The sequence below is a fragment of the Silvania sp. genome (assembly GCF_051656365.1).
GTDB lineage: Bacteria > Pseudomonadota > Gammaproteobacteria > Enterobacterales > Enterobacteriaceae > Enterobacter > Enterobacter hatchlandensis.
This window is the reverse complement of record NZ_JBOGBT010000030.1, coordinates 69,959-85,351: the sequence shown is the minus strand read 5'-3', so window position 1 is coordinate 85,351 and position 15,393 is coordinate 69,959. Positions and strand designations below refer to the sequence as shown.

The 15,393-nt window shown below is 57.5% G+C and carries 14 protein-coding genes; 4 read left to right on the top strand and 10 right to left on the bottom strand.

Annotated elements, in window-relative coordinates; genetic code table 11:
- Positions 1 to 134: 134 nt before the first annotated feature.
- From cysA to ACRDD5_RS05810, 8 genes are all read right to left on the bottom strand, one after another.
- On the bottom strand, positions 135 to 1,229 hold the full coding sequence (gene cysA / locus ACRDD5_RS05845; protein WP_271280753.1) for a sulfate/thiosulfate ABC transporter ATP-binding protein CysA: 1,095 nt from the start codon (positions 1,227 to 1,229) through the stop codon (positions 135 to 137).
- A complete protein-coding gene (cysW, locus tag ACRDD5_RS05840) occupies positions 1,219 to 2,094 on the bottom strand; it encodes a sulfate/thiosulfate ABC transporter permease CysW (RefSeq protein ID WP_271280754.1) in 876 nt (291 codons plus the stop codon). Before cysW ends, cysA begins: the two co-directional genes overlap by 11 nt.
- Entirely contained in the window at positions 2,094 to 2,927 is an 834-nt protein-coding gene (cysT, locus tag ACRDD5_RS05835; RefSeq protein WP_271268977.1) for a sulfate/thiosulfate ABC transporter permease CysT, read from the bottom strand. Before cysT ends, cysW begins: the two co-directional genes overlap by 1 nt.
- On the bottom strand, positions 2,927 to 3,940 hold the full coding sequence (locus tag ACRDD5_RS05830) for a sulfate ABC transporter substrate-binding protein (protein ID WP_271268978.1): 1,014 nt from the start codon (positions 3,938 to 3,940) through the stop codon (positions 2,927 to 2,929). Before ACRDD5_RS05830 ends, cysT begins: the two co-directional genes overlap by 1 nt.
- A gap of 152 nt (positions 3,941 to 4,092) precedes the next feature.
- Entirely contained in the window at positions 4,093 to 4,992 is a 900-nt protein-coding gene (locus tag ACRDD5_RS05825) for a Dyp-type peroxidase (RefSeq protein ID WP_438676170.1), read from the bottom strand.
- A gap of 94 nt (positions 4,993 to 5,086) precedes the next feature.
- Complete coding sequence (locus ACRDD5_RS05820) at positions 5,087 to 5,662, bottom strand: RpoE-regulated lipoprotein (RefSeq protein ID WP_438676169.1); 576 nt, start codon at positions 5,660 to 5,662, stop codon at positions 5,087 to 5,089.
- A 62-nt stretch (positions 5,663 to 5,724) separates the two neighbouring features.
- The gene (locus ACRDD5_RS05815; RefSeq protein ID WP_271280757.1) at positions 5,725 to 6,174 is read right to left on the bottom strand and encodes a DUF2919 domain-containing protein; all 450 of its coding nucleotides are present in this window, start codon (positions 6,172 to 6,174) and stop codon (positions 5,725 to 5,727) included.
- On the bottom strand, positions 6,161 to 6,586 hold the full coding sequence (locus tag ACRDD5_RS05810; protein ID WP_271280758.1) for a GNAT family acetyltransferase: 426 nt from the start codon (positions 6,584 to 6,586) through the stop codon (positions 6,161 to 6,163). The genes ACRDD5_RS05815 and ACRDD5_RS05810 overlap by 14 nt, the downstream gene beginning before the upstream one ends.
- Before the next feature lie 212 nt (positions 6,587 to 6,798).
- Between ACRDD5_RS05810 and amiA the strand changes: the two genes are divergently transcribed.
- Positions 6,799 to 7,671 (top strand): N-acetylmuramoyl-L-alanine amidase AmiA, encoded by an 873-nt coding sequence (gene amiA / locus ACRDD5_RS05805; RefSeq protein ID WP_271280759.1) that lies wholly within the window; start codon positions 6,799 to 6,801, stop codon positions 7,669 to 7,671.
- Positions 7,671 to 8,570: an oxygen-dependent coproporphyrinogen oxidase gene (gene hemF, locus ACRDD5_RS05800; protein ID WP_438676168.1), complete on the top strand. Its 900-nt coding sequence runs from the start codon at positions 7,671 to 7,673 to the stop codon at positions 8,568 to 8,570. The genes amiA and hemF overlap by 1 nt, the downstream gene beginning before the upstream one ends.
- A 52-nt stretch (positions 8,571 to 8,622) precedes the next feature.
- Here the strand turns inward: hemF and maeB are convergent, their stop codons facing one another.
- Entirely contained in the window at positions 8,623 to 10,902 is a 2,280-nt protein-coding gene (gene maeB / locus ACRDD5_RS05795) for an NADP-dependent oxaloacetate-decarboxylating malate dehydrogenase (RefSeq protein ID WP_271280761.1), read from the bottom strand.
- A gap of 291 nt (positions 10,903 to 11,193) precedes the next feature.
- Between maeB and tal the strand changes: the two genes are divergently transcribed.
- Positions 11,194 to 12,144, top strand: coding sequence for a transaldolase (gene tal / locus ACRDD5_RS05790; RefSeq protein WP_271280762.1), 951 nt, complete (start codon positions 11,194 to 11,196; stop codon positions 12,142 to 12,144).
- 19 nt (positions 12,145 to 12,163) lie between these two features.
- On the top strand, positions 12,164 to 14,152 hold the full coding sequence (gene tkt / locus ACRDD5_RS05785; protein ID WP_438676167.1) for a transketolase: 1,989 nt from the start codon (positions 12,164 to 12,166) through the stop codon (positions 14,150 to 14,152).
- Between the two features lie 94 nt (positions 14,153 to 14,246).
- On the opposite strand, the gene ACRDD5_RS05780 is transcribed toward tkt, so the two are convergent.
- Positions 14,247 to 15,290: a DUF1176 domain-containing protein gene (locus tag ACRDD5_RS05780; protein ID WP_438676166.1), complete on the bottom strand. Its 1,044-nt coding sequence runs from the start codon at positions 15,288 to 15,290 to the stop codon at positions 14,247 to 14,249.
- Positions 15,291 to 15,393: the final 103 nt, after the last annotated feature.

The following is a 15,393-nucleotide window of genomic DNA, read 5'->3' as shown; positions in this document are numbered from 1 at the left end:
GGTTTGTTCGAGTGTGTTCACGATCGCTGTCCAATAAAAAACCCGGTGGCGCTATGCTTACCGGGCCTACATCCGTGCTTTGGTAGGCCCGGTAAGCGTAGCGCCACCGGGCGATAAACAGACCGATTAACCTATCAGGCTGACTCCGCCAGAGCAAGAACCCCTGGCGTCTCGATGCGATCCTTGTCGTGATAAATGCGAGCGTGCTGCAGGCCGACAAACAGGCGCTCGCCGCGGTGCGGTGGCTCGTCGTCACGCATCACCACAGTCAGCGGTTCGTTGTACCAGCCCAGCGGCTGGACCACCAGGTGGGTGTAATGTCCTTTCGGGCTGGCTTCCAGCACCTGGACTGGCAGCGGCGAATCGAGGCTGGTACGGCGGCTGACGTCCACTTCCCACGGACGCAGGAACAGATCGACCGGGCCCTGATACGCAGGGGTATAGCCCAGCGGCCAGCGGTGGGCACCTACGTGGAACTGACCGCCGCGAATGTTGCCGTGCAGACGGTTCACTTCCCCCATAAATTCGAGCACAAAGCGGGTGGCCGGTTCACGCCACAGCTGTTCTGGCTCGTCAACCTGCTCAATGTTCCCCTGGCTCATCACCACCACCCGGTCGGCCACTTCCATCGCCTCTTCCTGATCGTGGGTAACGAAGACGCTGGTGAACTTAAGTTCTTCATGCAGCTGACGCAGCCAGCGGCGCAGCTCTTTACGCACCTGCGCATCCAGCGCACCAAAAGGTTCATCCAGCAGCAGGATCTGCGGCTCAACCGCCAGGGCGCGAGCCAGCGCCACGCGCTGTTTCTGCCCGCCGGAAAGCTGCGCCGGGAAACGGTCCGCCAGATGGGCCAGCTGTACCATCTCCAGTAGTTTGGTCACTTTCGCTTTGATAGTTGCCGCATCCGGGCGTTCGCGACGCGGCAGCACCGTCAGGCCAAACGCGATGTTGTCGAACACCGTCATATGGCGGAACAGGGCGTAGTGCTGGAACACAAAGCCCACTTTGCGATCGCGCGCGTGCAGGCGGCTGACGTCGGTGCCGTGGAAGCGAATGTGCCCGCTGGTCTGATGCTCCAGACCGGCGATAATACGCAGCAGCGTGGTTTTACCGGAGCCGGACGGCCCCAGCAGCGCCACCATTTGTCCGGAGGGGATATCCAGCGAGATATCATTCAGCACCTGGGTGCGACCAAAGGACTTCTTAATATTGGCAATCTCAATGCTCATGATTTCCCTCCTGATGCTGACGTTTTTCCTGATTCTCTAAACGCCACTGCACCACACTCTTTAAAAACAGGGTCAATATTGCCATCAGCGTCAACAGCGCTGCGGCGGTAAAGGAGCCGACGGTATTGTAGTCCTGCTCCAGTAATTCAATTTGTAATGGCAGCGACAGCGTTTCGCCGCGGATAGAACCCGACACCACCGATACCGCGCCAAACTCGCCAATCGCGCGGGCGTTGGTCAGCACCACGCCGTACAGCAGCGCCCAGCGAATGTTCGGCAACGTTACGCGGCGGAACATCTGCCAGCCCGATGCGCCCAGCAGCACGGCGGCTTCGTCTTCATGGCTGCCCTGGCTCAGCATCACCGGCACCAGTTCGCGCACCACAAACGGACAGGTGACGAAAATGGTTACCAGCACCATGCCTGGCCAGGCAAACATGATCTGCAGGTTATGTTCATCCAGCCAGCCGCCCAGCGGGCCGTTGGAGCCGTAGAACAGCAGATACACCAGACCGGCGACCACCGGCGACACCGCGAACGGAATATCCAGCAGGGTCAGCAGCAGCTGGCGTCCTGGGAAGTTAAAGCGCGTTACCAGCCAGGCCAGCAGCGTACCAAACACCAGGTTTACCGGCACGGTAATCAGGGCAATCATCACCGTCAGCCAGATGGCATGCAGCATGTCCGGGTCGGCCAGGTTTTGCAGCGCAGGCATAATACCTTTACTGAAGGCCTGCACGAAGATGTACACCATCGGCACGACAAGAATAAAAATCGAGACCAGCACACCCGTGCCGATCAGGAACCATTTACCCCAGTTAATGCGGGGGGCGTCGTAGCGTTTCAACTGAGTAACTTCCGCCATTAGTGACCTACCACGCGTCGACCAAAGCGACTTTGCAGAGTGTTAATCGAGAACAGCAGCAGCAGCGAGGCGGCCAGAATCACCGAGGCAATCGCGCTGGCGGCCGGATAGTCAAACTCCTGCAGGCGGACAAAAATCATCAGCGAGGTGACTTCGGTTTTCCAGGCGATGTTGCCGGCGATAAAAATCACCGCGCCAAACTCACCGAGGCTACGGGTGAACGACAGCGCGATGCCAGCCAGCAGCGCCGGAGACAGTTCGGGCAGCACCACTTTGCGAAAGCTCTGCAAACGGGTTGCACCCAGCGTTTCCGCTGCTTCTTCGTATTCCGGGCCTAACTCTTCCAGCACCGGCTGCACGGTACGCACCACAAACGGGATGCTGGTAAAGGCCATTGCTACTGCGATACCCAGCCAGGTGTAGGTCACTTTAATGTCGAACTGTGCCAGCCACTCGCCGTAAAAGCCGTTCACCGAGAACAGCGAGGCCAGCGTTAAGCCCGCCACCGCCGTCGGCAGGGCGAAGGGTAAATCGATCAGCGCATCCAGCAGCGTGCGGCCCGGAAAGCGATAGCGGGTTAAGATCCACGCCATCAGCAAGCCAAACACGCCGTTGAAGATCGAGGCAACAAACGCCGACAGCAGCGTCACTTTATAAGCCGCCACCACCTGCGGATTGCTGATCACTTCCCAGTACTGGGACCAGCTCATTTCAGAGAGCTGAACCACCAGCGCGCTGAGCGGTAACAATAAAATCAGACAGACGAACAGCAGGCTGGTCCCGAGGCTTAAGGTAAAGCCCGGCAGCACACGTCTGGAGGACACTGCAAACATTACTTACGCCCCGTCGCCAACAGTTTGTCGAACTCACCGCCGCTGATAAAGTGGGTTTTCATCACCTCAGGCCAGGAGCCGAACTGGTCTTCCACGCGGAACAGATCGGTCTGCGGGAATTTGTCTTTCAGTTTGTTCATCACCTCCGGGTTATTCACCCGGTAGTAGTAATCGGTAATGATGGTCTGTGCCTGCGGGCTGTAGAGATAGTTCAGGTACGCCTTCGCCGCCTTCTCTGTGCCATTGGCCTGCACGTTTTTATCGACCCACGCGACCGGGAATTCAGCGAGGATGTTGGTTTTCGGGATCACCACCTCAAAGCCCTGCGCTTCATACTGCTTGCGGATGTTATTCACTTCCGATTCGAAGCTGATCAACACGTCGCCCAGACCACGTTCTGCGAAGGTGGTGGTGGCGCCACGACCGCCGGTATCAAACACTTCAACGTTTTTCAGGAACTGGGTCATGAACTGTTCAGTTTTGGCTTTATCGCCGCCGTCCGCTTTATCTGCTGCACCCCAGGCGGCGAGATAGGTATAACGCGCGTTGCCGGAGGTTTTCGGGTTCGGGAAAATCAGCTTCACGTCGGAACGCACGAGGTCATTCCAGTCGTGGATATTTTTTGGGTTCCCCTTACGCACCAGGAAGCCCATCGTGGAGTAGAACGGCGAGCTGTTATTCGGCAAGCGGCTCTGCCAGTCGGCCGGGAGCAGCTTACCTTTGTCATGCAGGATCTGCACGTCGGTAATCTGGTTATAGGTGACAACGTCGGCTTTCAGCCCCTGCAAAATCGCCAGCGCCTGCTTCGAGGAACCCGCATGCGATTGCTTGATGGTCAGCTTGTCGCCGTTGTTATCTTTCGCCCACTGCTGTTCAAACGGCGGGTTAAGGGCGGTAAACAGCTCGCGAGAGACATCGTACGAGCTGTTGAGCAGCTCCGTTGCCTGCGCCTGCGCCACCAGCAGCAAACCCGCCAGCGCCAGAGTTCCTTTTTTCAGTACAGTAACGGCCATTGCGCACCCTTATAGATGTGATGTTTTTCTTAGGGTCATCATATTTATAACGAGTACTAAAGGAGTAACGGTTTTATATACCGTTTGGTGATTTGGAAGCAGAAAAGGGAATAAGCATTATCCCCTCTCCCCTTTCGGGAGAGGGAGCACTCTTACAGCGCCAGCAGACGCTCAACGGATGGGGCAAAGTAATAGCCGCCGGTCACCGGTTTGGTGAAGCGCAGCATCGCGTCGCGCTTGCCATCGGTGTCGCCAAACATGCTCAGCAGCTGCTGTTCAATGTTATACAGACGCGCGCAGTAAGCGCAGAAGTACAAGCCGTGGGTGCCGCTGGCGGTGCCGTACGGCAGGCTCTGGCGGACAATCTTCAGCCCTTTGCCGTCTTCTTTCAGATCCACACGGCTCAGGTGCGAGGTCACCGGACGTTCGTCGCCGTCGATCTCTTCATTGGCCTCTTTAGTGCGGCCAATCATCATCTCCTGATCCTGCACGCTCATGCGGTTCAGCTGCTTAAGGTTGTGCTCCCAGCGCTGCACGAACACATAGCTGCCGCCCGTATCCACGCCGTCCTGAATCACCGCTACCGCGCGACGTGTCTCATCGCCTGCCGGATTTTCGGTGCCGTCGACAAAGCCGCTCAGGTCCCTGTCTTCCACCCAGCGGAAGCCGTGGGTCTCTTCCTGCACCTCAATGCTGTCGCCGAACGCAGCCAGCGCCGCCTGGGCAATGGAAAAATTCACGTCGTGACGCAATGAGAGAATGTGGATCAGCACGTCATGCTGGGTGGCCGGAGCCAGACCTTTCCCGTAGGGGATAAAGTCTTTCAGCTCGGCAGCCCCTTCGCCGCCGCTCAGCTGACGCCAGACGGTATGACCAAACGCCACCGCCGCACCGCAGTTGGCATCCGGGAATTTGGCCTGAAAGGTTGCCAGTTTATCGATAAAAATTTTGCTGGCCGCACGCAGGGCATCCACATCCCCTTTCACGCGGGCTTCGATCCAAATCGCCGCGCGGCAATGTTCTGGCAAAATGCCACTCTGAACCTGAGACATCGCTCCTCCTGAAAAAAAAGATGCCACGACAGCGTGGCATTGTTGGCGGCGATTATACCCGTTTTTTCAGCAGGGCAGCTTGTTCAGGCGCAATTTACTGCTGCCAGATAATTTTGCTGACTTTCCAGTTTTTCAGCGCGTCGTCAGAAGGCATTAACCCTTGTGGACCGCTCCAGCTGCCGCTAAACAGATAGCTGATGTGCTGACTACCTTCAGCCTTACACTCTACCGCGGCACCCTCATCTGCCGGGGCGCTGACGCAGTTGCCGTAGGCTTTTTGATACAGGTCGCTGAACGGGGTGCCAATTTTGACGCCACTGTCGGTTTCGATGTCGCTGTCCAGCACCTCGATGCGGCTGATGCTGTTTTTATCGCCGTTGATCACCAGCGCCAGCTGGTCGTCCTTCAACGCTTCGTAATAGTGAACGATGTTGCCGTTCAGGGTTTTCATACCGCTGCGCAGGCGATAGTCGCCGCTCAGCTCAGACGAAATGGCCTCTTGCTCCAGCGGGGTGGCGGCCGTGAGATTGCCCACGCCCTGTTCTGTCACTTCGGTGGACGCGCCAAACCAGTTCCAGGGATAAGCCGCAGACCAGTTCACGGCAGAGAGCGTTGAACAGCCGGTTAAAACAAGGGGAAACGCGCATAACAGTAAACGCAGCGATTTCATCGGGAGTTCCTTTCTGGTTAATTCGACGCTTGTTGGAGTGCAGCATCGCTAAAAAGTGCCGTTTAATCTTGCTCTGGCGTAAAACAGGCGCGCAAACGGGGATGGGTCAACAGCCACAACAGCGCCACGATATCGGCCACCACCAGCGTGATACCGATGCCGCTTAGCGCCTCGCCGTTCAGCCACAGCAGCGGCTGCCAGAAGAGCAGAATAAGCTGAGCCAGGATCAGCAGCCAGCGCAGCGCCTGCCACAGGTGCGGCACAAGATGACGCCGCCCGCTGAGTAAGAACGCCAGTACCGCCGGCAGCCCCGGCAGCAGCCCAATCCAGAAGTTATCGTGATCGGGATAAAACAGATTCAGCAGGGTATTGCCCTGATCGCGTGAGGCACCCGCCACCACGAACACCACCCAGGTGCGCGCCTGCAGCAGCAAAACGCACCAGAACAGAAACGGCAGGCGCACCCGGCCCTGGCTGTCATAATCGCCGGGGTGGAATTCAGTACTCTTCATCTTCAATCAGGCGTTTGCCCAGCGTGATGACGTCCGCAGGTTCATAGTTGAGGCGCTCGTACATGCCCATCACTACCTCATTCTCTTCGCGCACCATGATCTGAATTTTTGGGCAACCGCGGGCAATCAGCTTCTTTTCCAGACGATTGAGCAGCGCATTAGCAATGCCGCGTCCGCGATATTCCGGGTGAACACCGAGGTAATAGGCCGAGCCGCGATGACCGTCATAACCGCCCATCACGGTGCCCACCACTTCACCGTTCACTTCTGCCACCAGAAACAGGCTGACGTCATGATTCACTTTCCGTTCGATGTCCATTTCCGGATCGTTCCACGGGCGCAGGAGATCGCAGCGCTCCCAAAGGGTGATGACCTCTTCGAAGTCTGACTGGCGAAAAACGCGTATCTCCATGGTATTAACCGCCTTTTAGAGTTCAAAAACTGTGATTATGACGCGAACGCCCTCTTTCGCCAATATCCAGCGAAAAAGGTCAGGAAATTTGGCATAATGGCAGGCTGTCACGTATTGAAATGAAAAGTAAAACAAATCACAACATGGACTGTCGTAACGCAAAAGACGATACGATATAACACCAGACACCTAATTTTTACACTTCAGGCCGCATGAGCACATTCAAACTCTTAAAAACACTCACATCGCGTCGTCAGGTTCTTAAAGCGGGGCTGGCGGCATTAACATTAACCGGCATGGCCAGCGCACAGGCAAAAGAAGAATCCACGCTGAAAACCAGCAACGGCCACAGTAAACCGAAAGCCAAAAAGAGCGGCGCAAAGCGGGTGGTGGTGCTGGATCCCGGCCACGGCGGTATTGATACTGGCGCTATTGGTCGCAACGGCTCTAAAGAAAAACACGTCGTGCTGGCGATTGCAAAAAACGTGCGATCAATTTTACGCAGTAACGGGATTGACGCCCGCCTGACCCGCTCCGGTGATACCTTTATCCCACTGTACGATCGGGTGGAGATAGCCCATCAGCACGGCGCCGACCTGTTTATGTCGATCCACGCGGACGGCTTTACCAACCCGGATGCCGCAGGGGCGTCGGTCTTTGCCCTCTCCAACCGCGGCGCCAGTAGCGCGATGGCCAAATACCTCTCCGAACGCGAGAACCGCGCCGATGAAGTGGCTGGAAAAAAAGCCACTGCCAAAGACCATCTGCTCCAGCAGGTACTGTTTGATCTGGTGCAAACCGATACCATCAAGAACAGCCTGACGCTGGGCTCCCATATTCTGAAAAAAATTAAGCCGGTGCATAAGCTGCACAGCAAAGGCACGGAACAGGCGGCGTTTGTGGTGCTGAAGTCACCGTCGATCCCGTCCGTGCTGGTCGAAACCTCCTTTATTACCAATCCCAACGAAGAGCGCCTGCTCGGCACCACCGCGTTCCGCCAGAAAATTGCCAACGCGATTGCCTCCGGGATCATCAGTTACTTTAACTGGTTCGATAATCAAAAAGCCCACGCGAAGAGACGCTGATGAAACCCAACGCGCAAACGGTCAAAACCTTTCTTCTACAGCTGCAGGACTCCATTTGCCAGCAGCTGGCCGCTGTGGATGGCGCTGAATTCCAGCAGGACGAGTGGCAGCGCGAAGCCGGTGGCGGCGGGCGCAGCCGGGTGCTGCGTAATGGCGGTATCTTCGAGCAGGCCGGGGTTAACTTCTCCCACGTCTACGGCGAGGCGATGCCCGCCTCGGCCACCGCACACCGTCCGGAGCTGGCGGGCCGTAGCTTTGAGGCGATGGGCGTCTCGCTGGTGGTGCATCCGCATAACCCGTTTGTCCCCACCAGCCATGCCAACGTGCGCTTTTTTATCGCAGAAAAACCCGGTGCCGATCCGGTGTGGTGGTTTGGTGGCGGCTTTGACCTGACGCCGTTTTATGGCTTTGAGGAAGATGCGATTCACTGGCACCAGACCGCGCATGACCTGTGTCAGCCGTTTGGCGACGACGTCTATCCTCGCTATAAAAAGTGGTGCGACGACTACTTCCATCTCAAACACCGTAACGAACAGCGCGGCATCGGCGGGTTGTTCTTCGATGATTTGAATGCGCCCGATTTTGATACCGCGTTTAATTTTATGCAGGCGGTTGGCGAAGGCTTTACCGATGCCTATCTGCCGATCGTTGAGCGGCGAAAACACCTCGATTACGGGGTTCGCGAGCGTGAGTTCCAGCTCTATCGTCGGGGGCGTTACGTGGAGTTCAACCTGGTGTGGGATCGCGGGACGCTGTTCGGCCTGCAAACCGGTGGGCGCACGGAGTCGATTTTAATGTCGATGCCGCCGCTGGTGCGCTGGGAGTATGGCTTTGAAGCAAAAGAAGGCAGCCGGGAGGCTGCCTTGAGTGAGTTTTTGAAAGTTCGGGACTGGGTTTAGTTTCCCCTCACCCCGTCCCTCTCCCCATGGGGGCGAGGGTTAGGGTGAGGGTCTACAGCGGCTGCGTCTGCGCCTCAACCACCGCCAGCGCCACCATGTTGACGATGCGGCGCACCGAGGCAATCGGTGTTAACACATGCACCGGTTTCGCCACCCCCATCAGTACCGGCCCCACGGTTACCCCTTCTGAACTGGAGACGCGCAGCAGGTTGTAGCTGATGCGTGCCGCTTCCACGTTCGGCATAATCAGCACGTTGGCTGAGCCTTTCAGCGGGCTGTCCGGCATCCGTTCGTTGCGGATGCTTTCCACCAGCGCAGCGTCGCCGTGCATCTCGCCGTCGATCATCAGCTCTGGCGCGCGCGCGCGCACCAGCTCCAGCGTCTGACGCATTTTACAGGCCGCAGCGGATTTGGATGAACCAAAGTTGGAGTGCGACAGCAGGGCCACTTTTGGCTCGATACCAAAGCGACGCACGGTTTCCGCCGCCATCACCGTAATTTCAGCCAGCTGCTCCGGGGTTGGATCGTCGTTGACGTAGGTGTCAGCAATAAAGGTGTTGCCGCTTGGCAGCAGCAGCGCGTTCATCGCCCCCGCCGTGTGCACGCCTTCGCGATGACCGAAGATCTCCTGCACTACGCTGAAGTGTTCATGATAATCACCGATGGTGCCGCAGATCAGCGCGTCGGCTTCGCCGCGATGCACCATGATCGCCCCGATCACCGTGGTGTTGCTGATCACCGCCCGCTGGGCTTGCTCCTGGGTGATCCCCCGGCGCTTCATGATGCTGTAGTACTCGCTCCAGTACTCTTTAAAACGCGGATCGGATTCGTTGTTAACGATCTCAAAGTCCACGCCCGGCTTGATCTGCAGACCCAGCTTCTGAATACGCATCTCGATGACGCTCGGACGACCAATCAGGATCGGCTTCGCCAGACCGAGGGTAATCAGCTCCTGGGTGGCGTGCAGGACGCGCGCCTCTTCCCCTTCGGCCATCACCACGCGTTTTGCATCCGTGCGGGCCTGGGAGAAGATCGGCTTCATAAACAGGTTGGTTTTATAGACAAACTCGCTCAGCTTATCGACATAGGCATCAAAGTCAGCAATTGGGCGCGTCGCCACCCCGGAGTCCATCGCTGCTTTGGCCACCGCTGGGGCGATTTTAACAATCAGACGTGGATCGAACGGTTTCGGAATGATGTACTCCGGGCCGAAGCTCAGGTCCTGATCGCCATATGCCGACGCCACCACTTCGCTCTGTTCAGCGTGCGCCAGTTCAGCAATGGCGTGAACCGCTGCCAGCTTCATCTCTTCGTTGATGGCGGTGGCACCCACGTCCAGCGCGCCGCGGAAGATGAACGGGAAGCACAGGACGTTGTTCACCTGGTTTGGATAGTCTGAGCGACCGGTACAGATAATCGCATCCGGGCGTACCGCTTTTGCCAGCGGTGGCAGGATCTCAGGCTCCGGGTTTGCCAGGGCGAGGATCAGCGGCGCGCGGGCCATCTTCTGCACCATCTCTTCGGTAAGCACTTTCGGGCCCGAGCAGCCGAGGAAGATATCCGCCCCGTCCATCACGTCCGCCAGACTGCGTCTGCCATCATCCTCTACCGCATAGGCAGCTTTGGTCTCCGCCATGTTGGCTTCGCGACCTTTGTAGATCACCCCTTTGGAGTCGCAGACCACGATATTGTGCTTCTGCATCCCCAGCGCCACCAGCAGGTTCATACAGGCAATGGCTGCCGCGCCTGCGCCAGAGACCACCATCCGCACGTCGGAGAGGGTTTTCTCAACCACCCGCAGGCCGTTCAGAATGGCGGCGGTGCTGATGATCGCCGTGCCGTGCTGGTCATCATGAAACACGGGAATGTTCATACGCTCACGCAGCTTCTGCTCGATGTAGAAACATTCCGGCGCTTTGATGTCTTCGAGATTGATGCCGCCAAAAGTCGGCTCCAGCGCGGCCACCACGTTGATGAATTTGTCCGGGTCGAGCTCATCCACTTCAATATCGAACACGTCAATACCGGCAAATTTCTTGAACAGCACACCTTTGCCTTCCATCACCGGTTTGCCGGCCAGCGCGCCAATATTGCCCAACCCCAGCACCGCAGTGCCGTTGGAGATCACCGCCACCAGGTTGCCGCGCGCGGTGTACTTGTAGGCCGCCAGCGGATCTTTTTCGATTTCGAGGCACGGGGCGGCTACGCCTGGCGAATAGGCTAATGCCAGGTCACGCTGGGTCGCGAGGGGCTTGGTGGGGGAGACCTGAATTTTGCCGGGAACGGGGAATTCATGAAAATCGAGGGCACTTTGTCTCAACTGCTCGTCCATTGTAGGGTTCCTTTCACGTAGTGTACAAAAAGGGTGATGTTGTTATGGTCTGATGTTCACCCTGGGTGGCGGATAGTATCGCGCCTGACCGCCGTTCAAACTTTGAAGGCTGCCAAACTCTCACCATCAAAAAGCAAAAATTGTTATCAATTTATAACAATCATGTTACCCGCCAGGCAAAGCAAGACCTTACCTGTCTGCTATGCTTTTTTGTTAAGTACGTCGCGAAATTGACAGAAGTGTGATCGAACACACTCAACCAACTCTTTTATTTTCAAGGAGTCATTTCTTATGAACCAACTAGACGGCATCAAAAAATTCACCACCGTGGTCGCCGACAGCGGCGATATCGAATCGATCCGCCACTATCAGCCGGAAGATGCGACCACCAACCCGTCGCTGCTGCTCAAAGCCGCCGGGCTCGACAGTTACGCCCACCTGATCGACGACGCCATCAGCTATGGTAAAGCCCGGGGTAAAACCAAAGAGCAGCAGGTCGCCGAGGCCAGCGACAAGCTGGCGGTTAACTTCGGTTGCGAAATTCTGAAAAGCGTCCCGGGGCGCGTCTCCACCGAGGTGGACGCCCGAATTTCGTTTGATCAGGCGAAAAGCATCGCCAAAGCGCGTCACCTGGTGCAGCTGTATCAGGATCAGGATGTCGATAAGTCGCGCATTCTGATCAAGCTGGCCTCCACCTGGGAGGGGATCCGCGCCGCTGAAGTGCTGGAAAAAGAGGGGATCAACTGCAACCTGACATTGCTGTTCTCCTTTGCGCAGGCCCGCGCCTGTGCCGAAGCCGGCGTGTTCCTGGTATCACCGTTCGTCGGGCGTATCTACGACTGGTATCAGGCCCGCAAGCCGATGGATCCCTACGTGGTAGAAGAAGATCCCGGCGTCAAATCGGTACGCAATATCTACGATTACTATAAACAGCATCGCTATGAAACCATCGTGATGGGCGCCAGCTTCCGTCGCACCGAGCAGATCCTTGCTCTGACTGGCTGCGACCGGCTGACCATCTCCCCTAACCTGCTAAAAGAGCTGCAGGAGAAAGAGGAACCGGTGATCCGTCGCCTGGTGCCCTCCTCCACCGTCCTGCCAAAACCGAAACCGCTGACCGAAGCCGAATTCCGCTGGGAGCATAATCAGGACGCTATGGCGGTTGATAAGCTATCAGAGGGGATCCGCCTTTTCGCGGTCGATCAGCGCAAACTTGAAGATCTGCTCGCCGCCAAACTTTAACCCTGCCATGGAGTGAACTATGTCCCGTAAAGAGTTAGCCAATGCCATTCGCGCCCTCAGCATGGATGCCGTGCAAAAAGCCAATTCCGGTCATCCAGGCGCACCGATGGGCATGGCCGATATCGCCGAAGTGCTGTGGAACGACTTCCTGAAACACAACCCGAACGATCCAACGTGGTACGACCGCGACCGCTTTATTCTCTCCAACGGTCACGCCTCGATGCTGCTGTACAGCCTGCTGCACCTGTCCGGCTACAACCTGCCGCTCGAAGAGCTGAAAAACTTCCGCCAGTTGCACTCGAAAACGCCGGGACACCCGGAGCTGGGCTATACGCCAGGCGTGGAGACCACCACCGGACCGCTGGGTCAGGGGCTGGCGAATGCAGTCGGGCTGGCGATTGCCGAGCGCACGCTGGCGGCGCAGTTCAACCAGCCGGGACATGAGATTGTCGATCACTTTACCTATGTGTTTATGGGCGACGGCTGTCTGATGGAGGGGATTTCCCACGAAGTCTCGTCCCTCGCGGGCACGCTGGGGCTGGGCAAACTGATTGGTTTTTACGATCATAACGGCATCTCCATCGACGGCGAAACCGAGGGCTGGTTCACTGACGACACGGCCAAACGCTTTGAAGCCTACCACTGGCATGTGGTGCATGAGATTGACGGTCACGATCCGCAGGCGCTCCAGGCTGCAATTCAGGAGGCGCAAAGCGTCACCGATAAGCCATCACTGATTATCTGTCGCACGGTCATCGGATTTGGTTCCCCGAACAAAGCCGGGAAAGAAGAGGCCCACGGCGCGGCGCTGGGCGAAGAGGAAGTCGCCCTGACCCGTCAGAAGCTGGGCTGGAAATACCCGGCCTTTGAGATCCCAAAAGAGATTTACAAGGCGTGGGATGCCCGTGAATCCGGTGAAAAAGCGCAGGCCGAATGGAACGATAAATTTGCGGCTTATGAAAAAACCCACCCTGAGCTGGCGGCCGAGTTTAACCGTCGAATGAGCGGCGGGCTGCCGGAGGACTGGGAAGAGACCACCCAGGCGCTGATTGAGAATTTACAGTCGAACCCGGCGAAAATCGCCACCCGTAAGGCCTCGCACAACACCCTGAACGCGATCGGCCCGATCCTGCCCGAGCTGCTTGGCGGCTCTGCGGATCTGGCACCGAGCAACCTGACCATCTGGTCGGGGTCGACCTCGATTAAAGAGGATCTCGCCGGGAACTACATCCACTACGGAGTGCGCGAGTTTGGCATGACCGCCATTGCCAACGGCATCGCCCATCACGGCGGCTTTGTACCTTACACCGCCACCTTCCTGATGTTTGTCGAGTATGCCCGCAACGCGGCACGCATGGCGGCGCTGATGAAGGCCCGGCAGATTATGGTGTATACCCACGACTCCATTGGGCTTGGCGAAGACGGTCCGACCCACCAGGCGGTAGAACAGCTCGCCAGCCTGCGTCTGACGCCGAATTTCAGCACCTGGCGTCCCTGCGATCAGGTCGAAGCGGCGGTCGGCTGGAAGCTGGCGGTAGAACGCCACCACGGCCCGACGGCGCTAATCCTCTCCAGGCAGAATCTGGCGCAGATGGAGCGCACGCCGGATCAGGTCAAGGCTATTGCCCGCGGGGGGTATATCCTCAAAGACAGCGGCGGCAAGCCGGACCTGATTTTGATTGCCACCGGTTCGGAAATGGAGATCACCGTTAAAGCTGCCGAAAAACTGACGGCAGAAGGTCACGCGGTGCGAGTGGTATCGCTGCCGTCTACGGATATCTTTGATGCCCAGGACGAGGCGTACCGGGAATCGGTGCTGCCTTCCGATGTAACTGCGCGCGTGGCGGTGGAAGCGGGGATTGCCGACTACTGGTACAAATATGTCGGCCTGAAGGGGGCGATTGTCGGGATGACCAGCTATGGCGAATCGGCACCTGCTGACAAGCTGTTCCCGTTCTTCGGCTTTACCGTTGAGAACGTAGTGGAGAAGGCGCAGCGTTTACTGTAAGTGCTGTGCGGCCTGATGACCTCACCCCGGACCTCTTCTTTGGTGCGAGGGAGCAAACACTAAAAACGGCAACGTTGTTGCCGTTTTGCTTTTATTATCGGGTGATCCACAACGTGGGCCAGGCATCTGGCCCATGCCAGTTATCGCAGCTCGGCTCTTCGGCGTAGCGCACAAGGCGAAAACGCTGGCCGGTAAAGCGCCAGCGCGTCTGGATCCCGCAGTCGGCAATCCCGCGCCCCAGTGCCAGAGTGGTCAACTCGCGGCTCTTCTCATCAAAGCTGGCGTTCATCAGCTCCATGTCGCTGCTTTCGCTGGAGGCAACAAACGGCAGCCGCAGGCGCACCGCATGGGACGCGAACGGTTTTTTGCGCGACACCAGCCAGGCTAAGTCCACCGTGTTATAGGCACCCGCCTCGCAGCTGATAATCAATAGCGCTTTGTCATCCGTCAACGCCGTCACCCGCACTTCCCGACGCGTCGGATCGAGGGAACACTGACTGTTGTTCATCCTCCAGGTACCGTAATCGACCAGATCGCTGCGCTCCTCGCGCGACAGCGGGGTCGGCGTCGGGTTGACCAACGCCACCTCTTTCAGCGCAGGCGCGGGCGGCACGCTCAGCGGCGGCTCATCGCCTTTATTGATCCACGCAGTTTCACTCCCGCCGCGTTTTTGCTGGGCGTCGATAAACTGGATGGCCTCTTTCAGCCCGTTCAACGAGAGCGTCTGCTTGCCCTTATCAAGGGTGATCGCTTTTTTCTGCTGGAGCGTGGTTAACAGAGCTGTGATGAGGGTGGGATTGTCCGTGGTCAGACGCCAGGGGGAGATCTGCCAAAGCCTGGCATCCAGCGGGAGCGGTTCACCGTCAAGACGCAGGCGGGGAGCGATGGCAGGTTCTTTCGGATCGGGCGTCGACAGCCCGCCGAGATCGATACGCAGTACCGCGTCCGCTTTGGCACCCGCACTGCGGCTCAGGGTCATGACCAGCCCGTTATGCTCACCGGTATTACGTGCAATGCAAAAATTCTGGTTGTTGCAGGTAACCTGCCAGTCAGTAAACGACTGCTGTGCCGGTGCCGCCTGAACAAAAGACGCAGGCAGCATGCAGAGCATGAAAGTAAGAAAAACGCAGTGACGCATGAATAGCACGATCCTGGAAGCATACGGGACAGACAGACGCTATCTTCCTGCTCAGGACGGGGTTGCTCAATCGGATTTATCGGATAGATTTATCCAAAATGCA